This window comes from Micromonospora echinospora (genome assembly GCF_014203425.1).
GTDB lineage: Bacteria > Actinomycetota > Actinomycetes > Mycobacteriales > Micromonosporaceae > Micromonospora > Micromonospora echinospora_A.
In genome coordinates, this window is the sequence record NZ_JACHJC010000001.1 from 230,218 (window position 1) to 253,600 (window position 23,383).

Below are 23,383 nucleotides of genomic sequence, written 5' to 3' on the forward strand. Positions count from 1 at the left end.
CACCCGGGCGCGGCCCCGAATCGGGTGATCGGCACGACACCGCCGAACGCCCGACACGACCGCCGGGCCGGAGACTCCCGGCGCGCCCGGGCGTTGGCTACCGTAGGTGTCTCCCGCGGGGGAAGCGGTCCCCGCGTGTACTTCCGATCGAGGTTGCAGTGACGATGTACGGCGAGAAGGTGCCGGCTGCCGACGACCGGCCCACCATCAAGGTGGCGGCGGTGAGCTGGCCCGGCGTCGAGATGGAGCCGGTCGCCACACCGCCCGGAGGCGAGTCGGGCAGGCCGGGGCGGTCGCGACGGGTCCGGCTGCTGCTGGCCGGGGGGATCGTCGCGGCCGTGCTCGCCGGCGGCGTCGGCCTGGGCGCCTACGCGTACGCCGGTGACGTGCCCCGCGGCACCACTGTGCTCGGCACCGAGCTGGGCGGGCGGAGCCGCACGGAGGCGGCCCAGGCGCTCCGCGCCGAGCTGGAGCGCCGCGCCGACACGTTGAACGCACCGCTGGCGGTCACCGTCGGTGAGAAGAAGGCCGAGCTGAAGCCCTCCGACGTGGGGCTCGCCATCGACGTGGACGCCACGGTGGCGGCGGCCGCCGAGGCCGACGCGCACGCGGTGAGCCGGCTCGTCGGCTCCCGTACGGTCGAGCCGGTGGTCACCGTCGACCAGCACAAGCTGGAGGCCGCCCTGCGCAAGGTGATGGGCTCGCAGGGACGCGAGATGACCATGCCGGCGATCATCTGGACCGGCACCACCCCGAAGCCGGTCTACCCGAAGCCGGCGCTGACTGTCGACACCGACGGCGCCACCGCTGTGGTGAAGGCCGGCTGGCTGGCCGCCGAGCCGGTCACCGTGCCGCTCGTCGAGAAGTGGCCCGCCACCACCCAGGAGGAGGTGGACCGCCTGGTCGCCGAGCTGGCCCGGCCCGCGGTCGCCGCGCCGGTGACACTCACCACCGACGGCGGTTCCGTCACCATCCCGCCCACCGCCATCGCCCGGTCGCTGCGCTTCTCCGCCGACGACGCCGGCACACTCACCCCGAAGGTCGACGTCAAGCGGCTCCGCGCCGCGCTCGGCGACCGGCTGACGAAGCTGGAGGTCGAGCCGCAGGACGCCGGGCTGACCATCAGCGGCGGCAAGCCGAAAGTGGTGCCCAGCAAGGCCGGCCGCCAGGTCGACGCCGCCGCGCTCGGCCCGGCCCTGCTTGCGGTACTGCCCAAGTCCGAGGGCCGCACGGTGACCGCCGAACTCAAGCCGGCCGCGCCCGAGCTGACCGAGGCGGAGCTGGCGAAGCTGGGCATCAAGGAGCGGGTGTCGAGCTTCACCACCCACTTCACCGGCGGCCTCTCCTCCCCGCGCAGCCAGAACATCGTCCGCGCGGCAAAGGACGTGGACGGCGCGCTCGTGAAGCCGGGCGAGACGTTCTCACTCAACGGGCACACCGGCGAACGCGGCTACGACCAGGGATACAAGGACGCGCCGACGATCGTGAACGGCAAGCTGGTGCCGGGTGTCGGTGGCGGCGTCTCACAGTTCACCACCACGCTGTTCAACGCCACCTACTACGCCGGGCTGGAGGACGTGGAGCACAAGCCGCACTCGTTCTACTTCAGCCGCTACCCGGCCGTGATCGAGTCGACCATCTACTGGCCGCAGCTCGACTTCAAGTTCCGCAACAACACGCCCCACGGCGTGCTCATCGACACCTCGTACACGTCCAGCTCGATCACCGTCTCGATCTGGAGCACCAAGATCTACGACAGCGTCAAGACGGAGTACGGCCCCCGCCGCAACATCACCCAGCCGAAGACGGTGTACCTGACGCCGGGACCGTCCTGCATCCCCGCCGCCGGCGCCATCGGGTTCGCCCAGGACGCGTACCGGGTCATCAAGAAGGACGGCAAGGTCCTCAGGCGGGAGAAGTTCAGCTGGCGCTACGACGCCGAGCCGCGCTTCATCTGCGCCCCGAAACCGGGCGGCAACTGATCCACGAAACGCGGAAAGGCCCCGCCGGACGCATCCGGCGGGGCCTTTTCCATGCTTCTCACGGCCGCGCCGTGGCCAACCCTTCGCGTACGCCGTCCGCGTCCAGGTCGGTGCCGTAGACGGGCGTGTCGGGCTGCTGACGCCAGCTCTCGTCCAGGGTGCCCGCGTCGACCGGGTCGAAGCCCAGGTCGTCCACGAGGCCCATCACGATCCGCTTGGCGTCCGCGTCGTCCCCGGCCACCGGCAGCGCGATCCGGCCCGCCGTACCCGCCGGCTTGCCCTCGTCCATCAGGTGCGTCGCCTGGATGTTGTTGAAGACCTTCACCACCCGGGCGCCCTTGAGGTGGTCAGCGGTCCAGCGGCTGGAGCTGAGGCTCCGGTCCAGCAGCTCGGCGATGTCGCCGTCCCGCTGGGGGTAGTAGTTGTTGGCGTCGACCACCAGCTTGCCGTCGAAGAGGCTCGCCGGAAGCTCCGGCACCGCCTTCAGCGGGATCGCGATGACCACCAGCTCGGCGCCCTGCACGGCGTCCTCCACCGACACCGCCCGGGCGCCGGTCTCGGCGGCCAGGTCGGCAAGGCTCTGCGGCCCGCGGGAGTTGGCCACCGCGACGTCGTGGCCGAGTGAACGCAGACGACGGGTGAGGGTGCCCCCGATGTGCCCCGACCCGATGATTCCAATCTCCATGCCCACTCCTGTACCCCGTGCGCACCGCCCCGACCACGGCCCGGGCGTACGCCATGTCACGTTTCGGGCCGCTGAGTCGGCGTGCGTCGGCGGTCCCGGCTCGACGGTACGAGACTGACGCGGCCGTCGTGGTGATTCCCGTCGGCCAGCCCTGAATCCGGGGCGGTGTGGGTGGGCGGCGGCCCGTGCCCGCCACTTCGGCGTGGTGGTGGCCGCCCGGTTCGCCCAGTTCGGCGAAGTGCCGGGGACGGGGGCACTTCGTTGCCGCAACTTCGGGGAAGTGGCGAACGCCTCGCCAGTTCGGGGAGGTGGCTGGGTCCAGGGCACTTCATTGCCGCCACCTCGGGGGAACTGGTGAACGGCTTGCCAGTTCGGGGAATGGCGGGATCCGCAGCACTCCGTTGCCGCCCACTTCGGCGAAGTGGGCGCCGGTGTGGTGGCGGGCGGTTGAGGTTCGTGTTTCGGTGTCGGCGGGGTGGCCGGCTGTGGGGGAATGCGTTTCAGGGCCACCCCGTGTGGGGTGGCCCTGAAATCAAATGTTTGTCCGGCGGTGTCCTACTCTCCCACACCCTCCCGAGTGCAGTACCATCGGCGCTGGAGGGCTTAGCTTCCGGGTTCGGAATGTTGCCGGGCGTTTCCCCTCCGCCATGACCGCCGTAACTCTATGAACATATCAAACAACCAACCTGCGGGTTGTTGTGTGTTCAGAGTTGCACAGTGGACGCGTAGCAGCTTAGTAGTCAAGTCCTCGGCCTATTAGTACCGGTCAACTGAACCCGTTACCGGGCTTACATTTCCGGCCTATCAACCCAGTCGTCTAGCTGGGGGCCTTACCCCACCAAGGTGGGTGGGATACCTCATCTTGAAGCGAGCTTCCCGCTTAGATGCTTTCAGCGGTTATCCCTTCCGAACGTAGCTAACCAGCCGTGCCCCTGGCGGGACAACTGGCACACCAGAGGTTCGTCCGTCCCGGTCCTCTCGTACTAGGGACAGCCCTTCTCAAGTATCCTACGCGCACGGCGGATAGGGACCGAACTGTCTCACGACGTTCTAAACCCAGCTCGCGTACCGCTTTAATGGGCGAACAGCCCAACCCTTGGGACCTGCTACAGCCCCAGGATGCGACGAGCCGACATCGAGGTGCCAAACCATCCCGTCGATATGGACTCTTGGGGAAGATCAGCCTGTTATCCCCGGGGTACCTTTTATCCGTTGAGCGACACCGCTTCCACATGCCAGTGCCGGATCACTAGTCCCGACTTTCGTCCCTGCTCGACCTGTCAGTCTCACAGTCAAGCTCCCTTGTGCACTTGCACTCAACACCTGATTGCCAACCAGGCTGAGGGAACCTTTGGGCGCCTCCGTTACCCTTTAGGAGGCAACCGCCCCAGTTAAACTACCCACCAGACACTGTCCCTGAACCGGATAACGGTCCGAAGTTAGATACCCAAATCAACCAGAGTGGTATTTCAAGATTGCCTCCACCCATACTGGCGTATGGACTTCACCGGCTCCCACCTATCCTACACAAGCTAATTCAGATACCAATGTCAAGCTATAGTAAAGGTCCCGGGGTCTTTCCGTCCTGCCGCGCGTAACGAGCATCTTTACTCGTAATGCAATTTCGCCGGGCCTGTGGTTGAGACAGTGGGGAAGTCGTTACGCCATTCGTGCAGGTCGGAACTTACCCGACAAGGAATTTCGCTACCTTAGGATGGTTATAGTTACCACCGCCGTTTACTGGCGCTTAAGTTCTCCGCTTCGCCCCGAAGAGCTAACAGGTCCCCTTAACGTTCCAGCACCGGGCAGGCGTCAGTCCATATACATCGAATTACTTCTTCGCATGGACCTGTGTTTTTAGTAAACAGTCGCTTCCCCCTGCTCTCTGCGGCCATACAACGCTCCACCCGCATGGGGCTTCACGTCTCCGGCCCCCCTTCTCCCTAAGTTACGGGGGCAATTTGCCGAGTTCCTTAACCACAGTTCGCCCGATCGCCTCGGTATTCTCTACCTGACCACCTGTGTCGGTTTGGGGTACGGGCCGCTAAGAACTCGCTAGAGGCTTTTCTCGGCAGCATAGGATCACTGACTTCACCTGAATCGGCTCGGCATCACGTCTCAGCCTATATGCGCCGCGGATTTGCCTACGGCACGGCCTACACGCTTACCCCGGCACAACCACCGGCCGGGATCAGCTACCTTCCTGCGTCACCCCATCGCTTGACTACTACCCGCCAGGTTCCCACGCTCCCCAACCTCAACCCGAAGGTCTTGGCTGGTTTGGGTGGTTAGCACAACGAGGTTCGTCAGGGTCGCTCTTTCGCGGGTACGGGAATATCAACCCGTTGTCCATCGACTACGCCTCTCGGCCTCGCCTTAGGTCCCGACTCACCCAGGGCGGATTAGCCTGGCCCTGGAACCCTTGGTCATCCGGCGGAAGGGTTTCTCACCCTTCTTTCGCTACTCATGCCTGCATTCTCACTCGTGCCGCGTCCACAACTGGGTCACCCCGCTGCTTCACCCCCGGCACGACGCTCCCCTACCCATCCACACACCTGCATACCCCATCAAGGAGGCACGAAGTTAAAATGTGAATGCCACAGCTTCGGCGGTGTGCTTGAGCCCCGCTACATTGTCGGCGCGGAACCACTTGACCAGTGAGCTATTACGCACTCTTTAAAGGGTGGCTGCTTCTAAGCCAACCTCCTGGTTGTCTATGCGACCCCACATCCTTTTCCACTTAGCACACGCTTAGGGGCCTTAGCTGGTGATCTGGGCTGTTTCCCTCTCGACTACGAAGCTTATCCCCCGCAGTCTCACTGCCGCGCTCTCACTTACCGGCATTCGGAGTTTGGCTGATTTCGGTAAGCTTGTGGGCCCCCTAGACCATCCAGTGCTCTACCTCCGGCAAGAAACACGCGACGCTGCACCTAAATGCATTTCGGGGAGAACCAGCTATCACGGAGTTTGATTGGCCTTTCACCCCTAACCACAGGTCATCCCCCAACTTTTCAACGTTGGTGGGTTCGGCCCTCCACGCGGTCTTACCCGCGCTTCAGCCTGCCCATGGCTAGATCACTCCGCTTCGGGTCTAGAGCATGCGACTGAAAACGCCCTATTCAGACTCGCTTTCGCTACGGCTCCCCCACACGGGTTAACCTCGCCACATGCCACTAACTCGCAGGCTCATTCTTCAAAAGGCACGCCGTCACCCCGCAAGGCTCCGACGGATTGTAGGCGAACGGTTTCAGGTACTATTTCACTCCCCTCCCGGGGTACTTTTCACCATTCCCTCACGGTACTTGTCCGCTATCGGTCACCAGGAAGTATTTAGGCTTACCAGGTGGTCCTGGCAGATTCACGGCAGATTTCAGGAGTCCGCCGCTACTCGGGAACACCCACAGAAGACCAGCAGCTTTCACCTACCGGACTATCACCGTCTACGGTCAGCCATTCCAGACTGTTCGACTAGCCACTGACTTTGTAACTCCTTGAACAAGTGTCAGCTCATTCAGCAGGGTCCCACAACCCCGACCACGCAACCCCTGACAGGTATCACACGCAGCCGGTTTAGCCTCAATCCGCTTTCGCTCGCCACTACTCACGGAATCACTATTTGTTTTCTCTTCCTACGGGTACTGAGATGTTTCACTTCCCCGCGTTCCCCCCACACACCCTATGTGTTCAGGTGCGGGTGACATCACATGACTGATGCCGGGTTTCCCCATTCGGACACCCTGGGATCACAGCTTGGTTGACAGCTCCCCCAGGCCTATCGCGGCCTCCCACGTCCTTCATCGGCTCCTGGTGCCAAGGCATCCACCGTTCGCCCTTGACAACTTGACCACAAAGATGCTCGCGTCCACTGTGCAATTCTCAACAAACAACCAACCCACAACCCACAAGCCCCACACCAAACCCGACAACCGCCGGCGGTATGCGAGACCAGGCCGCGCCTGGCGCCTTCCGCCCCCCGGAACACAGTCCACACAGGGGCATCTCAAGGCTCTGAAAGACAACCACACGGGTTGTTCCTTCAGGACCCAACAGGGTGCTATACGCCATCCACCAGCCGCACCAGAACCCCGTTCCCACCACCCCGAAGAGCAGCTGTACTAAGAAAATTCCTGGCCGTTGCCGGCGCCTGACTTGCCAGTGTCTCCGCCATCTGAGCACCCCGACCCGACATTCGCAGGCCGCGGGCTCCATACCACCTTTCGGTGGATGGTGCTCCTTAGAAAGGAGGTGATCCAGCCGCACCTTCCGGTACGGCTACCTTGTTACGACTTCGTCCCAATCGCCAGCCCCACCTTCGACGGCTCCCTCCACAAGGGTTGGGCCACCGGCTTCGGGTGTTGCCGACTTTCGTGACGTGACGGGCGGTGTGTACAAGGCCCGGGAACGTATTCACCGCAGCGTTGCTGATCTGCGATTACTAGCGACTCCGACTTCACGGGGTCGAGTTGCAGACCCCGATCCGAACTGAGACCGGCTTTTTGGGATTCGCTCCACCTCACGGTATCGCAGCCCATTGTACCGGCCATTGTAGCATGCGTGAAGCCCTGGACATAAGGGGCATGATGACTTGACGTCATCCCCACCTTCCTCCGAGTTGACCCCGGCAGTCTTCGATGAGTCCCCGCCATAACGCGCTGGCAACATCGAACGAGGGTTGCGCTCGTTGCGGGACTTAACCCAACATCTCACGACACGAGCTGACGACAGCCATGCACCACCTGTGACCGCCCCCGAAGGACCTGCCATCTCTGACAGTTTTGCGGCCATGTCAAACCCAGGTAAGGTTCTTCGCGTTGCATCGAATTAATCCGCATGCTCCGCCGCTTGTGCGGGCCCCCGTCAATTCCTTTGAGTTTTAGCCTTGCGGCCGTACTCCCCAGGCGGGGCGCTTAATGCGTTAGCTGCGGCACAGGGAACCGGAGAGGCCCCCCACACCTAGCGCCCAACGTTTACAGCGTGGACTACCAGGGTATCTAATCCTGTTCGCTCCCCACGCTTTCGCTCCTCAGCGTCAGTATCGGCCCAGAGACCCGCCTTCGCCACCGGTGTTCCTCCTGATATCTGCGCATTTCACCGCTACACCAGGAATTCCAGTCTCCCCTACCGAACTCTAGCCTGCCCGTATCGACTGCAGGCCCGCAGTTGAGCTGCGGGTTTTCACAGTCGACGCGACAAGCCGCCTACGAGCTCTTTACGCCCAATAAATCCGGACAACGCTCGCGCCCTACGTCTTACCGCGGCTGCTGGCACGTAGTTGGCCGGCGCTTCTTCTGCAGGTACCGTCACTTACGCTTCGTCCCTGCTGAAAGAGGTTTACAACCCGAAGGCCGTCATCCCTCACGCGGCGTCGCTGCATCAGGCTTCCGCCCATTGTGCAATATTCCCCACTGCTGCCTCCCGTAGGAGTCTGGGCCGTGTCTCAGTCCCAGTGTGGCCGGTCGCCCTCTCAGGCCGGCTACCCGTCGTCGCCTTGGTAGGCCATCACCCCACCAACAAGCTGATAGGCCGCGAGCCCATCCCAAGCCGAAAAACTTTCCACCAAACACCATGCGGTGCAAGGTCATATTCGGTATTAGCCCCGGTTTCCCGGGGTTATCCCAAAGCCTGGGGCAGGTTGCTCACGTGTTACTCACCCGTTCGCCGCTCGAGTACCCCGAAGGGCCTTTCCGCTCGACTTGCATGTGTTAAGCACGCCGCCAGCGTTCGTCCTGAGCCAGGATCAAACTCTCCAACAAAAACTTGTCGAACAGCAATCAACCTGACAACAAAAAGTGTTGCCAAAGGAATCCCAACCAGCCAGACAACAGCCTGACCAGTCCGGGGTATAAAACAATTGGCACTGGCTTTACAAGCACCCTGTTGAGTTCTCAAAGAACAACCACACACCAACCAGAAAGCCCCACACAGTGGAACCCCGACCGGGGTATTTCGTTCAACTGCCCGCCGCTCTCGCGCCGGGCACTTTTACTACGTTACCTCACCGTCTCTGCCGTGTCAAACCGTGTGTCCCGGTCTGTCACGCTTCGTACGGGTCGGCGCCGCTGAGCCCACGCAGCGGTCACCCGCTGCGTCTGATCATCGGATTTGGCAGGCCGGCCGCTGCGGTTTCCCGCTAGCTCGCCCGGTTCCCTGCCGGTCGACAACCTTACCCGGTCGGTTTCGCTCCGCCAAATCCGCCCTGCGGCGTCTCGGCGAGCCTCGCCCGGACCAGGTCCTGCGGAGGCGAAAACCTCGTTCGGACCCGGCACCAGTCCCGGTTCGGCGCTTCAGGACTTTCGTCCTGTTTGCCCCGTTCCGCGCTGGCAGAGAGAAAGTTACGCGTCCACAGGTTTGATCGTCAAATCGGTGGGCAGCGGCGCGCGTCACACCCGTCTGCGGCGCAGACGATAGGCGCGGATGCCCAGGACTCCCACAGTCGTGCCGATCGCCAGGGAGGCGCCGATCAGCAGGGCGTGCACCCAGAGGAAGCCCGTCGGACTGCCCTCGCCGACGACGCCGGCAGACCAGGCGCGCTCGTCGTTCCAGATGGCGACCGCGAACCTCGGCCAGATCGCCCAGGTCCACACCCCGACGGCGACCAGGAACAGCGACCAACCACGCGAGAGGACCATGGTCGGCCAGTATGCCAGCGCACCCGTCCGCGCAGGTCAGGGCCCCGGGGACGGCGCAACGTGTTTCCGTCGTGGCCGCCGGGGCACTGTGCACGGTGTCGAGCCGATGCGCGGGAGGTGCCACCTATGCAGCCGTTCAACCCCTGGGCCTGGCGGGACCCGTCCGCCCTGGCGGGTGGGTACGACCAGACCCGGCCCGGAGACGTACCGCGGCAGCGCGCCTCGGACACCGACGACCAGCTGGACGCCCCCGGCCCCGGTACGCCGCTCGACCTCACCGGCTACCACGTGGAGGCGACTGACGGCCGGATCGGGTCGATCGACGAGGCGAACGAGGATGCCGACGCGCGCTACCTGGTGGTGGACACCGGACCGTGGATCTTCGGGAAGAAGGTGCTGCTGCCGGCCGGCACGGTGGCCCGGGTCGACCACCTGGACCGCGTGGTGCACGTGGACCGCACCCGCGACCAGGTGAAGGAGTCGCCCGCGTTCGACAGCGACCACTTCGCGCACCCGGAGTACCGGGAGCAGGTCGGCAGCTACTACTCCGAGAGCTATCGACAGCGGTGAGCGCGGCAGGAGGCAGCGGCGCAGGCCGGTGAGCAGTTACCGTGTCAGGCATGGTCCGGCCGCGCAGCTGCCTCCCGGAGACCCGTGCCGGTCTTCCGGGCCATGCTGCCGACGGCCGGGAGCAGATCCTCGACGTACTCCGTGCCGGCGGACTTCGGTTCCGCGCCGGCGGGCGATGGCGGCGCTCGTTCTGACGAGCCCGCTCCACCGACCCGGGTGACACCCGGGTCGCGTCTCCCCGCCAGCGAACGGCACGAAAGGCGTACGACCATGCCCTCTGCACGCATGCTCACCGGCGACCGCCCGACCGGGCGGCTGCACCTCGGCCATTACGTGGGCAGCATCGCCAACCGGGTGCGGCTGCACCAGCGGTACGAGAGCTTCTTCATCATCGCCGACCTGCACATGCTCACCACGCGCAACAGCCGCGCGGACATCGAGCAGGTGGCGCACAACGCCCGCGAGATGGTCACCGACATCCTGGCCGCCGGGGTGGAGCCGGAGCGGGCCACGTTCTACCTCCAGTCGGCGATCCCCGAGGTCGGCGACCTGAACACGCTGTTCCAGAACCTCATCACGGTGCCCCGGCTGGAACGGGTGCCGTCGCTCAAGGAGATGACCCGGGACGCCGGCAAGGACGAGATGCCGTACGGCCTGCTCGGCTACCCGGTCCTCCAGGCCGCCGACATCCTCTGCGTCAAGGGGCAGGTCGTGCCGGTCGGGAAGGACAACGCCGCGCACGTCGAGGTGACCCGGGAGATCGCCCGGCGGTTCAACCACCTCTACGGCGAGGTCTTCCCGGTGCCCGACATGCTCATGTCGGCCACGCCCACGCTGGTCGGCACCGACGGCGCCGGGAAGATGAGCAAGAGCAAGGGGAACGCCATCGCGCTCTCCGACGACGCGGCGACGGTGCGCCGCAAGGTGATGGGGATATACACCGATCCGAACCGGGTCCGCGCCGACGTGCCCGGCACCGTCGAGGGGAACCCGGTCTTCGAGTTCCACGACGTCTTCAATCCGGACCGGGCGCAGGTGGCGGAGTTCAAGGACCGCTACCGGGCCGGCCGGGTCGGTGACGTCGAGGTCAAGGAGGCGCTGGTGACGGCGCTCAACCGGTTCCTCGATCCGATCCGGGAGCGCCGGGCCCGCTTCGAGGCGCAGCCCGGCCTGGTCGACGAGCTGATCGTCACCGGCACCGAACGGACCCGCGTCGAGGTGCGCCGCACGCTCGTCGAGGTGCGCCGGGCGATGGGCCTGAGCAGCGCGTACACCCAGGTGCGGCGCCGGGCCGAGCGCTACCGCAAGGCCGTCGCCACCTCGGCCTGACCACAGACCGGCCCGGGGTACGCGCTTGCGCCGACCCCGGGCCGGCCGGTTACGCTGCCGACATGGCCAGTTCGCACGCGTACCCGATGACGTCCCCCGACGTCCGGCTCGGCGCGCTGCGACGCCGGCGGTCCCGCGACCGCCTGCGCTGAGCCTTCCTCTCCTGCGACCGGCGGATCGAGCCGCCGGTCGTCATCGATCGTCCTCGCTCCGCCGTCGCGTTCCCGTCAGGTGATCCGCGCGACGGATCCACAGCGAGATCGGCGTACCCATGGATCTTGAAAAGCTGCTTGCCGACCGGCTGGCGCCCGCGTTCGCGGCGGTGGCCGGCGTGCCGGTGGACCCGGCCGTGCGGCGCTCGCAGCACGCGGACTTCCAGTCCGACGCGGCGTTGGCGCTGGCCCGGCGGCTCGGCCGTCCGCCGCGGGACATCGCCGCGGAGGTACGGGAGCGCGCGGCGCTCGCCGACCTCTGCGCGGCGGTCGAGGTGTCCGGTCCGGGCTTTCTGAACCTCACCGTGTCCGGGCACGCGCTCGGCCGCCTGGTCTCCGCGATGGCCGCCGACCCGCGGCTCGGCGTGCCGGTGGTCGCCGAGCCGGAGACCGTGGTGGTCGACTATTCGGGGCCGAACGTGGCGAAGGAGATGCACGTCGGGCACCTGCGGTCGACCGTGATCGGGGACGCGGCAGCCCGGACGCTGGAGTGGCTCGGGCACCGGGTGCTGCGCGCCAACCACCTCGGCGACTGGGGCACGCCGTTCGGCATGCTGATCGAGCACCTGCTCGACCTGGGCGAGGCCGGGGCGGCGCAGGAGCTGTCCATGGGTGACCTGGACGGGTTCTACAAGGCGGCGCGGGCGAAGTTCGACGACGACGAGGCGTTCCGGGAGCGGTCGCGGCTGCGGGTGGTGGCGTTGCAGGGCGGCGACCCGGCGACGCTGCGGCTGTGGCGGCTGCTGGTGACGCAGTCCGAGAGCTACTTCCTGACCGTGTACGACCTGCTCGACGTGACACTGACCGGCGACGACTTCCGGGGCGAGAGCAGCTACCACGACCAGCTCGCGCCCACTGTCGAGGAGCTGGACCGGCTCGGACTGCTGCGGCGCAGCGACGGCGCGGACTGCGTGTTCCCGCCCGGTTCGGTGGGGCGTGACGGCGAGCCGTTGCCGCTGATCGTGCGCAAGTCCGACGGCGGGTACGGCTACCCGGCCACCGACCTGGCCGCGCTGCGGCACCGGACCGGCGCGCTCGACGCGACCCGGCTGCTCTACGTCGTCGGGCTGCCGCAGCGGCGGCACTTCGAGATGGTGTTCGCGGTCGCCGCGCAGGCCGGCTGGCTGACCGAACCGGTGCGGGCCGAGCACGTCGGGTTCGGCTCGATCCTCGGCCCGGACGGGCGGATGCTGCGCAGCCGGGCCGGCGGGTCGGTGAAGCTGGTCGGGCTGCTCACCGAGGCGGTCCAGCGGGCCACCGCGCTGGCCCGGGAACGCAACCCCGAACTGAGCGAGGCGGAGGCCGCCGAGGTGGGGCGCGCGGTCGGCATCGGCGCGATCAAGTACGCCGACCTGTCCGGGGACCGGCACAAGGACTACGTGCTGGACTGGGAGCGGATGCTGTCGCTGGACGGCAACACCGCGCCCTACCTCCAGTACGCGTACTCCCGGGTCCGGTCGATCTTCCGGCGGGCCGGCGCGGCGGCGCGGCCGGACGCGGAGGTCACGCTCGCCGAGCCGGCCGAGCGGGCGCTCGCGATGGAACTGGTCGGCTTCGGCGCGGTGGTCGAGGAGGTGGCGGACGGCCTGGAGTTCCACCGGCTGACCGCGTACCTGCACCGGCTGGCTGTCGCGTTCAGCGCGTTCTACGAGCGCTGCCCGGTGCTGCGGGCCGACGGGCCGGTACGGGAGAGCCGGCTCGTGTTGTGCGACCTGACCGGTCGGGTGCTGCGGCAGGGCCTGGACCTGCTCGGCATCCGTACCCCGGAAAGGTTGTGAGGCGGCCCGCCCCTCCTGGCGGCTCCGACACCTCCCTGGGCATAGCACTTTGGGCAGCTTGTGGGCCTGATTCGCGCGTATCTATGGTCGGTGCGTCTCCGCGAGCCCGACATGGGGGTGGGTCATGCCCGAACGTCCGACTACCGGCGCGGCGACGGTGGTGCCGTCGTGAGCACCACCGAAGCACCGACCACTGTCGCCTGGGACGGCGCGGCCCGGATCCGCCGCCTCGCCGCCACGATCGCGCTCGGCGAGACGGCCGGCGTCCTGGTGCCGGTGGTGGTGATCGCGCTGATGGCCCGGATCAGCGTCGAGGCGATGTACGTGCGCTCCCTCTACGTACCGTTGGCGCTGCTCTTCGCCGCGCTCCAGGTGGGTTTCGACGTGAGCAACCAGGTCGCCGCGTCGGTGAGCCGCGGCGCCGGCCGGGCACGGGACGTCCTCCCGGTCGCCGCCAGCATGGCCCGCGTCGGCATGGCCGTCTGGGGCACCGTCAGCCTCGTACTGATCCTGGCGGCGCCCTGGCTGGCGGCGCTGCTGAACGTCCCGGACGCGTCCGTGGGGGAATTCGTCGCCTTCACCCGCTGGGCCTGCCTGGCCAACCTGATCTTCTTCCCGACCGTGCTGCTCTCGTCGAGCCTGCGCGGCTACGGCCGGCCGGGCTCCGCGGCGGCCGTGGTGCTGACCGGCGCGACCCTGGAGGTGGGCGGCGTCGCGGTCCTGGGCTTCGGCACCGACCTCGGCGTGTACGCGCTTCCGGTCGCTATCGCGGGCGGCGGCGTGGCCGCACTGACCGTCGGCATGGTGCAGGTGTACCGCTGCGGACTCTGGACGGCGAGCGGCCCGCTGACCTGGCGGCCGGAGGCGATCGGGCGTCTGACCGGCACCGGGCTGCCGGTCACCGCGTCGTTCGTGGTGATGGCCGTGGCGAACGCGGGCCTGCTGTGGGCGCTCAGCCCGTTCGGGCCGGACGTGGTGTCCGGGTACTCGGCAGCCGGCGCGCTGCAGAATCTGCTCATCGTGCCCGCCTCGGCGCTCGGTTCGGCGACCGCGATCGTGCTGAACCAGATGCGGGGCGCGGGGCGGCCCGGGGAATGGCTGACGGCATTCGGTTCCGGACTTCGCCTGACCGCCGCGGTGTACGCGGTGCTGGCCGCCGCGATCTGGTTGTGCCGGGAGCCCCTGGCCGCGCTGCTGGCCGGTGACCCGACCGTCGCGTCGGAGACCGGACGCTTCCTGGCGATCGTCGGCCTGACCTACATCGGTCTGGGCTTGAACGTGATGACGCTGCTCCTTCTCGAACAGGTCGGCGGGGGCCTGATCGCGCTGTTGCTGAACGTGCCCTACTTCGGGGGCATGGTGGTGGTCGGCAGCGCGCTGGCCCGGACCCAGCAGGATCCGTCGGCCCTGTACTGGACGATCGCGGTGCTCAACGTCGGCGGCATGCTGCTCGTCCCGCTGCTGACGTGGCGGCACGTCCGCCGGACCAGCCGGGCGGAGGCCCGGTGAGCCGCCCCGAGTGGCGGGCGCGGGACGTCCGTCTCAGCGTCACGATCATGCATCATCCGGCTCGCGACGTCGCCCTGGACCCGCTCGTCGAGGCGTGCCGCCCGCTGTCCGCGCGCATCGTGCACGACCCGGACCCCGACGCCGCCCGCAGCCCGTTGCGGACCGCGAAGGTCGCCTGGGCCTCGATCGCCGAGGGCGCCACGCATCACCTGGTGCTGCAGGACGACGCCCGGGTCTGCGACGACTTCGCCACCCACGTGGTCGCCGCGATCGCGCGTCGCCCGGCCCACGGCATCGCCCTGTACACCGACTGGAGCAGCCCGCAGAACAGCTTCCTGTGCCGGCTGGCCGCGGTCGCCGGATCGCCGTGGGCGGCGCTGTCCCCGATGGAGTGGATCCCGGCGCTGGCGTTCCTGCTGCCGGCCGACGTGGCCGCGGACCTGGCCGCCTATCTGGCGCCGATCCCGGACGAGGTCACCGACGACGACCAGATGATCGCCCGGTACTGCCGGGAACGTGGAGTGCCGCTGCTGGCGACGGTGCCGCACCTGGTCGACAACCGCGGGCTGCCGACCCTGATCGCCGGGCACGGCGGCCGGCACCACGCCACCGTGTGGGCGCCGCCGGCGCCGTCCGACACGCACTGGGAGCTCGACCCCCGGATCGACACGACCCTGGCGTCGCGGTCCCGCTACCAGTCCCATGACGAGTACGTCGTGCGGGTCAAGGACTCGCGCTGCCTGATCCGGCTGCTCCGGCCGCACACCGGTGAGCCCGGAGGCAACGAGTTCTGCTGGTACTGGGCGGACTGGTGCGACCTGATCGGGGTCGACGCGGAGGAGGTGACGACCGCGCTGGCCGCGTACCTGGACAACCGTCCGGGGCCGCGGCCCCCGGCGCGGGCCGCCCTGGAGATCTGGGCCGCCGGATACCTGCTCGGGCGGGAGGCCGCGGCGGTCCGCCGTGAACTGCCCGTCCCACTCGTCCCCGCCCACCCCGCCCGGATCCGTGCGGCCGTGTCGACCTGGGTGGACTCCGGCCTGACCGCCCTGGACGGTGCGGCCCTCGGCGCCGCCGGCCGGAGCGCGCTCATCGACCTCGGCGTGGCCGCGGTCGCCCTCGGCCTGCACCGCCGGAGCCCTGGCACCTTCGTCACGGCCGGCGTTCCGGCCGACGCCCGTGGAGAGGACACCCGACATGACCACGCTTGCCACGACTCCTGACCCGGCCCTGGGCACCGTGGTCGAACGGATGGCGCGCCGCGAGGCGGCGGCCCACTTCCTCGTTCCGGCCGATCAACCGCCGGGGGTGATCCGCCCGCCCGCACCCCCGATGGCGGTCCGGATCATGTCCTGCCCGGACTGCGGCGCCGACGCGGTCACCTTCCGGGCCGCGGGCGTCGCGTTGCCCTTCGCGGAGTGGCGGATCGTCGCCGCGGACGACGTCGACACCGGCGGGCTGCCCACGCTGACCGTGCTCGGCTGCGAGTGGTTCGCGCCGCGCGCGATGCTGCCGGTGGCGATCGCGATCGAGCGGTTCGGCCCGGTGTCGGCGACCGGCTTCCGCAGCCGCGCGGTGGCGGTCGCCGAGTTGCGTGGTCTGCCGTTCGACGCCGTACTGGCCACCCTCGACGAGCAGGAGAGCTGGGCCGACGCCGTGTGCGCCGGCAGCAGCCTGCCGCCGCGGCCGGCGCGGACCGTACCGGCCGCCAGCCGGCTGGTCAGCCCGGCTGCCACCTGGGCCGACTACCGCGCGTCGGTCGCCGCCCGGTTCCTCGGCCCGCACGCGTCCGACGCCGGGCTGGGCCGGTGGAACGAGCTCTACCTGGAGAACCGCCGGGACGCGGCGGTCCGCACGCTGGACGGCTACGCATCGTGCCCGGCCTGACCGCGGACGTGCGCTGGCAGCCGGCCTGCTTCACCGGTTCCCGGGCGATCGTCGAGCAGCTGACGTGGGGGCAGGTGCTTGTGGAACGCGACATCCGGCGGATGCCGTCGGGCGCCGCCTACAACGTCACGGTCCCCCTGCTGATCCCCGAGGGAGTGGACCTGGCCATGGTGTGCGCCGCGGTGGGCGCGCTGGCCGGCCGTTTCGAGGCACTGCGCACACGGTTCCCGCGACGGGACGGCCGGCTGGTCCAGGAGGTGCTCGACAGCGGCAGCATCCCGGTCGGGGTCTTCTCCGGCGCCGGTCCGGCCGAGCAGTTCGCGGCGGCCGCCCGGGAACTGGACGAGCAGCTTCAGGCGACACCGTTCGACCACGATCGGGACCTGCCGATGCGCGTCCTGGTCTACGTGCACCGGCAGGTGCCCCGGGCACTGGTGCTCTGCATCGCTCACCTGGCGGCCGACCTGCAGAGCAGCCGCCTGGCGGCGCGGGTGCTGGCCGAAATGCTGGCCTGCCGGGCGGCGGGGCGCCCGGATCCGGCGACTCCGGAACTGGTTCATCCCGCCGACCTCGCCGCCTTCGAGCGTTCCCCCCGGGGTCGTACGGTCAGCGCCGCCGCTGTGGCCCACCTGCGCCGGCAACTGAACGCGGTTCCGCTCGACAACTTCGCCGCGGTCCGGCCGGTGGCGCCGGCCGAACCCCGATTCTGGCGCGGTGTCCTGGACTCGCCGATCTCGGCGCCGGTGCTTGGGCTGCTCGCCGACCGGTACCGCACCAGCACCGCCACGGTCGCGCTCGCGGTGACCGCGGCCCTGCTGGGCGTGGTCGCCGAGACCGACCGGTGCGGGTTGCTCCTGGTCACCGGCAACCGCACCACGGCGCCACAGCGGGCCTCGATCGGCACGCTGACCCAGCACATGCCGACCGTCGTCGACCTGACCGGGCCAGCCTTCTCCGACCTGGTCCGGCACTGTTGGGGCACGGCCGTGCGGGCCTTCCGGCACGGCCGCTTCGATCCGGTGGACGGGTGGGCGGCGCTGGCCGAGGTGAGCCGGGAACGCGGCGCCGAGCCGGAGATCCGATGCTTCTTCAACGACATGCGCGGCGCGCCGGAGACGCCGCCCGTCACCGCACCGCTCGACCGTGACGTGGTGCAGCGGGTCCTGACCGAGCCGAGCTTCCGGTGGACCGAACGCCGGCCGGCCGGCCCCTCGTTCTTCATGGAGGTCGGCGACGTGCTCGACACCCCCGGGCAGCTGCGCTGGACGCTGCTCGGGGACACCACCCTGCTGCCCCCTGACCTCATCCGTGCGGTCCTGATCGGAGTGGACCGCCTGCTGGTGCGACTGCTCGACACGGATCTGCTCCTCTCCGAGGTGGGCGAGGCCGCCGGTCTGCGCGGCGTGGTGGCCCCGCACTGAACGACCCGATCGACCGGGGCGGGGCGGCGTGTGCCTGCCCCGCCCCGGTCTCTCAGCCCTGGACGGTGGCCGTCAGCTCCGGCTGCGCGTCACCGGCCTCCGGAGCGGAGGGGACCTGCGGCCGGCCGCCCAGGAAGCGAGGCGCCCACCACGCGGCGCGCCCGAGAATCGCCATCGTCGCCGGGACCAGCAGCATCCGGACGATCACCGCGTCGATCAGGACGGCCAGCACCAGACCCAGACCGACCTCCTTGATCGGGGCGAAGCCCCCGGTCATGAAGCCGGCGAAGGTGACCGCGAGGAGCAGGGCGGCCGCGGTCACGATGCCGCCGCTTCGCTGCAGACCCTCCCGTACCGCCTGGTCCGGGGCCGCGCCGGCGAAGCGGCGCTCACGGATCCGGGAGAGGACGAAGACCTCGTAGTCGGTGGAGAGACCGAACGCGATCGCCGCGACGACCACCGGCACGGTCAGGTCGATGCCGTCGAGCCGCTCACCGCCGAGCAGGCCGACCAGGTGCCCCTCCTGAAACACCCAGACCACCACACCGAGCGCGGCGAACAGGCTCAGCAGGTTGGTGAGCACGGCCTTCAGCGGGATCAGCACCGACCGGGTGAATGCCAGCAGCAGGACGAAGGTGGCCAGCAACACGATGCCGCCGGCGATCGGAAGGCGGTCGCGCAACTCCTGCTGGTAGTCGACCAGGCGGGCCGCGTCCCCGGTGACCTGCACCGTGAAGGGGGCGTCCAGGTCGCGGATGTCGCGTACCGCCTGGGCGGTGTCCGGGTCGCTCGTCGGGTTCTTCGGGGTGGCCTGGAGAACGGCCAGCCCGCCGCCGCTGCGCCCCGGGTTCACCACGGAGACGCCGGGCACCGCGGCGACCCGCTGCCGGAAGTCGGCCAGGTCGGGGTCGTCGGCCGAGGTCCGGGCGACGATCGTGATCGCGCTCGGGCCGGCAAGTGCCGGGAAGTGCTCGCGCAGCTCTTCGGTGAGCTGGCGGGTGGCACTGTCGGCCGGCAGCGACCTGGGGTTGCTGGTGTCCAGCCGCAGGTTGGTCGCCGACAACCCGGCCACGATCAGGCCGACGAGCACCACCAGCAGGGTGAGCACCGGCATCTTCTGCACGCCACGGGCGACCGCGGCGAAGGACCGGCCACGTTCCTTCCGCGCCCGGACCGGCTTGATCCTGTTACGCAGCAGCTGGAGCAGCGCGGGAAGCAGTGTGATCGCGGCAAGCATGTCGATCAGCACCACGGCGGCGCCGGCCACGCCGATCGACCGCAGGAACGGATCGGCGAAGACCACCAGGCTGGCCAGGCTGACCGCGATGGTCAGGCCGGAGAAGACGATGGTCCGGCCGGCACGCTCGGAGGCCCGCACGAGCGCCTCCTCCGCGTCCTCGGTCAGCGCCCGTTCCTCCCGGAACCGGCTGACCATGAGCAGCGCGTAGTCGACGCCGAGGCCGATGGCGAGCATCGTGGTGACCTGGATCGAATAGATCGACACATCGGTGAAGAAGCTCATCACCAGCAGCGTGGAGAAGGTGCCGCCGACACCGACCAGCGCGATCAGCAGCGGTAGCCCGGCGGCGATCAACGACATGAAGACCAGCAGCAACAGGAGCAGCAGCAGCGGCGCGGACACGATCTCGGCCCGCCGGGTGTCCGAGGTGGCCTGGTCGTTGAACTCGCGGTCGGTGAGCGGGCCGCCGGAGACCACCGCTGTCGTGCCGTCGATCCCGGTCAACTGCGTCAGTACCTTGTCGGCCAGCACGTCGCCCTGGTGCGCCAGTTCCACGTTCACCAGGACCGCCGCGCCGTCGGTGGCGACCGGGGCCTGGGGACCGAACGGGTCGGCCACCGCCAGCACGCCGTCGATGGCGCGCAGCTCGGTGAGCGCGGCGGAGACCTTGGTACGAAAGGCGGGGTCGGTGGCCGGGCCGCCGGAGATGACCGCGTTGATCACGGGTGGCGCCAGCTTGGCGTCACCGAGCGCCTGTGCGCCCTGCTGCGACTCGCTGCCGGCGATGGCGCCGACGCTTGTCGTCATCCGGGCGAAGACGCCGTTTCCGACAGTGAAGCCGGCCGCCGCGATCACCAGCCAGATGACGAGCACGACGGCAGGGCGCCGGCGAGCGAAACGCGTAACGACACGGATCATCACACAGCTCCTCAGGACGGAAAGATCGATGTGATCTCATCCTGATGAAGCGGGCCCTCCGGCGGATCGCCGACGAGAGCGAAATCCGGTCTCACCCGAGCGAGGGAGAGCGCTCAGTCGAGATCCTCACCGGGACTGATCAGCCCGGCCTCGTAGGAGAAGACCACCGCCTGCACCCGGTCCCGCAGGCCCAGCTTGGCCAGCACATTGCTGACATGGGTCTTGACGGTGTGATCGCTCACCGTCAGCCGGGCGGCGATCTCGGCGTTGGAGAGCCCACGGGCGACCAGGCAGAGGATCTCCCGTTCCCGGCCGGTCAGCTCGTCCAGCAGAGCCGGCGGGCGGATCGCGCCCTGGGGCCGCCGCAGCAGGTCGGCGATCACCCGCCGGGTCACCGTCGGCGCGAGCAGCGCCTCGCCCTTGGCGATCACCCGTACCGCCTCGACGAGCTCGGCCCGGCGCATGGTCTTGAGCAGGAAGCCGTTCGCGCCGGCCCGCAACGCGTCGTGCACGTGCTCGTCGACGTCGAACGTGGTGAGGATGAGCACCCGCGCGTCCGTGGTCGCGCAGATCCGGCGGGTGGCCTCGATGCCGTCGATCGGGCCCTCCATCCGGATGTCCATGACCACCACGTCCGGCTTCTTCTCAGCCACCACCCGCAGGGCCTCCAGGCCGTCCGCCGCCTCGCCCACCACCGTCAGGTCCGGCTCCGCGTCGAGGATCATGGCGAAGCCACCCCGAACCAGATCCTGGTCGTCGACGACCACGATGCGCACCATCGGGCGCCACCCCTCGATTCGTAGCAGCTCACTCGGCGGGCAGGACGGCGCTCACAGTGAAGCCGCCGCCATCGGGACCCGCTCCGATGTACAGCTCACCACCACAGGCGGTGACCCGCTCCCGCATGCCCATCATCCCGTATCCGCCACCGACATCCACCGCACCGATGCCGTCGTCGGTCACCGTGACCCGGATTTCCCGCGGGCTGAACTCGATCAGCACGTCCACCATCGACGCCCGCGCGTGCCGGATGGTGTTTGTCAGCGCCTCCTGCACCACGCGGAAGACCGTGGCGTCCACGTCGGCGGGCAGTGGCCGCTGCTGCCCGCGCCAGCGCAACGCCGCCTCCAGGCCGCCCCGACGCGCCTCGCCGAGCAGTTGCGGTACGTCACCCACCCCGGGCGCCGGGGCCGGCCGCTCCTCGCCCTCCGCCGAACGCAGCGCGGCCAACGACCGCCGGAGCTGGGCGATGGCGGACCGGCCGCTCTCGGCTATCACCTCGAATGTCTTCTCGACCCGAGCCGGGTCGGTGCGGGCCACCACCGGCCCGGCCTCCGCCTGGACCACCATGATCGCGACCGTGTGCGCCACGATGTCGTGCACCTCGCGGGCGATCCGGTTGCGGTCGCGCGCGGCGGCGGCGGCTCGTTCCTCCTCCTGGCGGGCGGCCCGTTCCTCGAGCACCGCGATCCGGTCGCCGCGCCCTCGGGAGGCGATCCCCATGCTGTACGCCGCCACGTACGCCATCCCGACGTACCCGAAGGTGGCGGCACTCTCGCCCGGGACCACAAGTGAGACGACCACCCCCACGGCCTGCACGCCGATCGCGACCTGTCGCCACGGAGACGGGCTCAGCGACGCGAACGTGTACGTCGCGACGAGCGGCCCGAAGGGCAGCGGCGGCATCTGGTGCGAGAGCCCGAGGACGCTGATCGCCAGGCCCACTGTCACCGTGGTCAGCAGCGGAGCCCGCCGGCGCCAGATCAGCGGTAGCGACGCGCCGGCGGCCACCAGGATGTGCCAGACCTTCCCGTCCTCGGAGAACGCCACCGGCAGGGCGGTGCCGACGAACACGGCCACCGCGATCAGCCCGTCCAGCCAGAGCGTGGCGTTGCGGGGCAGCCGCGCGGGTCGCGCCTGCGCCCGGACGGTGGCCGGAAGAGGCATGGACAACGGCACGATCGGCTCCTCAACGCGCGGCGGTCCCCAGTATGCGGCTCCGGAGAGCCGTCCGGCCGGTACGCACGCCCTCGGACCGCCGTCGATGTCCTGTTCAGGACATCGAGGTGGAGACCGGGACGAGCGGATCGGTTGAATCGACTTCTGTCGCAGAGAGAAGGAGGCACCACGTGGGCGCAGTCCGCGTCGCCATAGCCGGGGTCGGCAACTGTGCCGCGTCGCTGGTGCAAGGCGTCGAGTACTACCGGGACGCGAGGACGACCGACACCGTTCCCGGCCTCATGCACGTCGCCTTCGGCGACTACCACGTCGGCGACATCGAGTTCGTCGCGGCTTTCGACGTGGACGCGAAGAAGGTGGGCCGGGACCTGTCCGAGGCCATCGTCGCGAGTGGCAACAACACCATCAAGATCTGCGACGTTCCCCCGTCCGGGGTCGTCGTGCGGCGTGGCCCGACGCTCGACGGTCTCGGCGAGTACTACCGGGAGATGATCGAGGAGTCCGACGAGCGGGACGTCGACGTGGTTCGCGTACTGCGCGAGTCCGGGGCCGACGTTCTCGTGTCGTACCTGCCGGTGGGATCGGAGGAGGCCGACCGGTTCTACGCCCGGTGCGCGCTGGAGGCGGGGGTGGGGTTCGTCAACGCGCTACCGGTGTTCATCGCCTCGGACCCGGTGTGGGCGGCCCGGTTCACCGAGGCCGGCGTGCCGATCATCGGCGACGACATCAAGTCGCAGGTGGGCGCCACCATCACCCACCGGGTGCTGGCGAAGCTCTTCGAGGACCGCGGGGTCCGGCTGGAGCGCACCTACCAGCTCAACTTCGGCGGCAACATGGACTTCATGAACATGCTGGAGCGTCGGCGGCTGGCGTCGAAGAAGCTGTCCAAGACCCGGGCCGTCACCTCGCAGATCCCCCACGAGATGGCCGCCGGCGACGTGCACATCGGTCCCAGCGACTACGTGCCGTTCCTGGAGGACCGCAAGTACGCGCTGGTGCGCCTGGAGGGGCGGGCGTTCGGCGACGTGCCTCTGCAGCTGGAGTACAAGCTGGAGCTCTGGGACTCCCCCAACTCGGCCGGCGTGATCATCGACGCGGTCCGGGCGACCAGGATCGCCATGGATCGGGGAGTCGGCGGGCCCATCCTCTCCGCCTCCTCGTACTTCATGAAGTCGCCGCCCGAGCAGTACGACGACGCCGCCGCCCGGGACGCCGTCGAGCGCTTCATCCGCGGCGAGGTCGAACGCTGACCGGCAGGTGACGG

At 68.7% G+C, this 23,383-nt stretch carries 14 protein-coding genes and 3 rRNA genes; 9 read left to right on the forward strand and 8 right to left on the reverse strand.

Going from position 1 to position 23,383, the window contains the following annotated elements; genetic code table 11:
- Positions 1-164 precede the first annotated feature (164 nt).
- The gene (locus tag FHU28_RS01090; RefSeq protein ID WP_184689081.1) at positions 165-1,982 is read left to right on the forward strand and encodes a VanW family protein; all 1,818 of its coding nucleotides are present in this window, start codon (positions 165-167) and stop codon (positions 1,980-1,982) included.
- Between the two features lie 58 nt (positions 1,983-2,040).
- Here the strand turns inward: FHU28_RS01090 and FHU28_RS01095 are convergent, their stop codons facing one another.
- The 5 genes from FHU28_RS01095 to FHU28_RS01115 all read right to left on the reverse strand — a co-directional run bounded on the left by FHU28_RS01095 (position 2,041) and on the right by FHU28_RS01115 (position 9,296).
- Positions 2,041-2,667 (reverse strand): NADPH-dependent F420 reductase, encoded by a 627-nt coding sequence (locus tag FHU28_RS01095; RefSeq protein ID WP_184679972.1) that lies wholly within the window; start codon positions 2,665-2,667, stop codon positions 2,041-2,043.
- Between the two features lie 542 nt (positions 2,668-3,209).
- A 5S ribosomal RNA gene (gene rrf / locus FHU28_RS01100) occupies positions 3,210-3,326 on the reverse strand.
- Between the two features lie 77 nt (positions 3,327-3,403).
- Positions 3,404-6,513 (reverse strand): 23S ribosomal RNA (locus FHU28_RS01105).
- Positions 6,514-6,905: 392 nt separating this feature from the next.
- A 16S ribosomal RNA gene (locus FHU28_RS01110) occupies positions 6,906-8,420 on the reverse strand.
- The 16S, 23S and 5S rRNA genes sit together here, the layout of an rRNA operon.
- Positions 8,421-9,047: 627 nt before the next feature.
- Positions 9,048-9,296 carry an SCO4848 family membrane protein gene (locus FHU28_RS01115; protein WP_184679973.1) on the reverse strand — a complete coding sequence of 83 codons (249 nt, stop codon included), beginning with the start codon at positions 9,294-9,296 and terminating at the stop codon, positions 9,048-9,050.
- Between the two features lie 126 nt (positions 9,297-9,422).
- Between FHU28_RS01115 and FHU28_RS01120 the strand changes: the two genes are divergently transcribed.
- The 7 genes from FHU28_RS01120 (at position 9,423) to FHU28_RS32970 (ending at position 18,002) form a co-directional block, all read left to right on the forward strand.
- On the forward strand, positions 9,423-9,866 hold the full coding sequence (locus FHU28_RS01120) for a PRC-barrel domain-containing protein (RefSeq protein WP_184679974.1): 444 nt from the start codon (positions 9,423-9,425) through the stop codon (positions 9,864-9,866).
- Between the two features lie 270 nt (positions 9,867-10,136).
- Positions 10,137-11,195, forward strand: coding sequence for a tryptophan--tRNA ligase (trpS, locus tag FHU28_RS01125; protein WP_184679975.1), 1,059 nt, complete (start codon positions 10,137-10,139; stop codon positions 11,193-11,195).
- A gap of 271 nt (positions 11,196-11,466) precedes the next feature.
- Entirely contained in the window at positions 11,467-13,185 is a 1,719-nt protein-coding gene (gene argS, locus FHU28_RS01130) for an arginine--tRNA ligase (protein ID WP_184679976.1), read from the forward strand.
- Positions 13,186-13,353: 168 nt separating this feature from the next.
- Complete coding sequence (locus FHU28_RS32965) at positions 13,354-14,694, forward strand: MATE family efflux transporter (RefSeq protein WP_184679977.1); 1,341 nt, start codon at positions 13,354-13,356, stop codon at positions 14,692-14,694.
- 47 nt (positions 14,695-14,741) lie between these two features.
- On the forward strand, positions 14,742-15,917 hold the full coding sequence (locus FHU28_RS01140; protein WP_184679978.1) for a hypothetical protein: 1,176 nt from the start codon (positions 14,742-14,744) through the stop codon (positions 15,915-15,917).
- The gene (locus FHU28_RS01145; protein ID WP_184679979.1) at positions 15,892-16,581 is read left to right on the forward strand and encodes a hypothetical protein; all 690 of its coding nucleotides are present in this window, start codon (positions 15,892-15,894) and stop codon (positions 16,579-16,581) included. The genes FHU28_RS01140 and FHU28_RS01145 overlap by 26 nt, the downstream gene beginning before the upstream one ends.
- Positions 16,569-18,002, forward strand: coding sequence for a condensation domain-containing protein (locus FHU28_RS32970; protein ID WP_184679981.1), 1,434 nt, complete (start codon positions 16,569-16,571; stop codon positions 18,000-18,002). Before FHU28_RS01145 ends, FHU28_RS32970 begins: the two co-directional genes overlap by 13 nt.
- Before the next feature lie 52 nt (positions 18,003-18,054).
- Here FHU28_RS32970 and FHU28_RS01155 read toward each other — a convergent pair whose 3' ends face one another.
- The 3 genes from FHU28_RS01155 to FHU28_RS01165 form a co-directional block, all read right to left on the reverse strand.
- Positions 18,055-20,115: an MMPL family transporter gene (locus FHU28_RS01155; protein ID WP_184679983.1), complete on the reverse strand. Its 2,061-nt coding sequence runs from the start codon at positions 20,113-20,115 to the stop codon at positions 18,055-18,057.
- Positions 20,116-20,273: 158 nt separating this feature from the next.
- Positions 20,274-20,939 carry a response regulator gene (locus tag FHU28_RS01160; RefSeq protein ID WP_184679985.1) on the reverse strand — a complete coding sequence of 222 codons (666 nt, stop codon included), beginning with the start codon at positions 20,937-20,939 and terminating at the stop codon, positions 20,274-20,276.
- 28 nt (positions 20,940-20,967) lie between these two features.
- The gene (locus FHU28_RS01165) at positions 20,968-22,119 is read right to left on the reverse strand and encodes a sensor histidine kinase (RefSeq protein ID WP_184679987.1); all 1,152 of its coding nucleotides are present in this window, start codon (positions 22,117-22,119) and stop codon (positions 20,968-20,970) included.
- A gap of 170 nt (positions 22,120-22,289) precedes the next feature.
- Between FHU28_RS01165 and FHU28_RS01170 the strand changes: the two genes are divergently transcribed.
- Positions 22,290-23,369, forward strand: a complete 1,080-nt coding sequence (locus FHU28_RS01170) for an inositol-3-phosphate synthase (RefSeq protein ID WP_184679989.1) — start codon at positions 22,290-22,292, stop codon at positions 23,367-23,369.
- Positions 23,370-23,383: the final 14 nt, after the last annotated feature.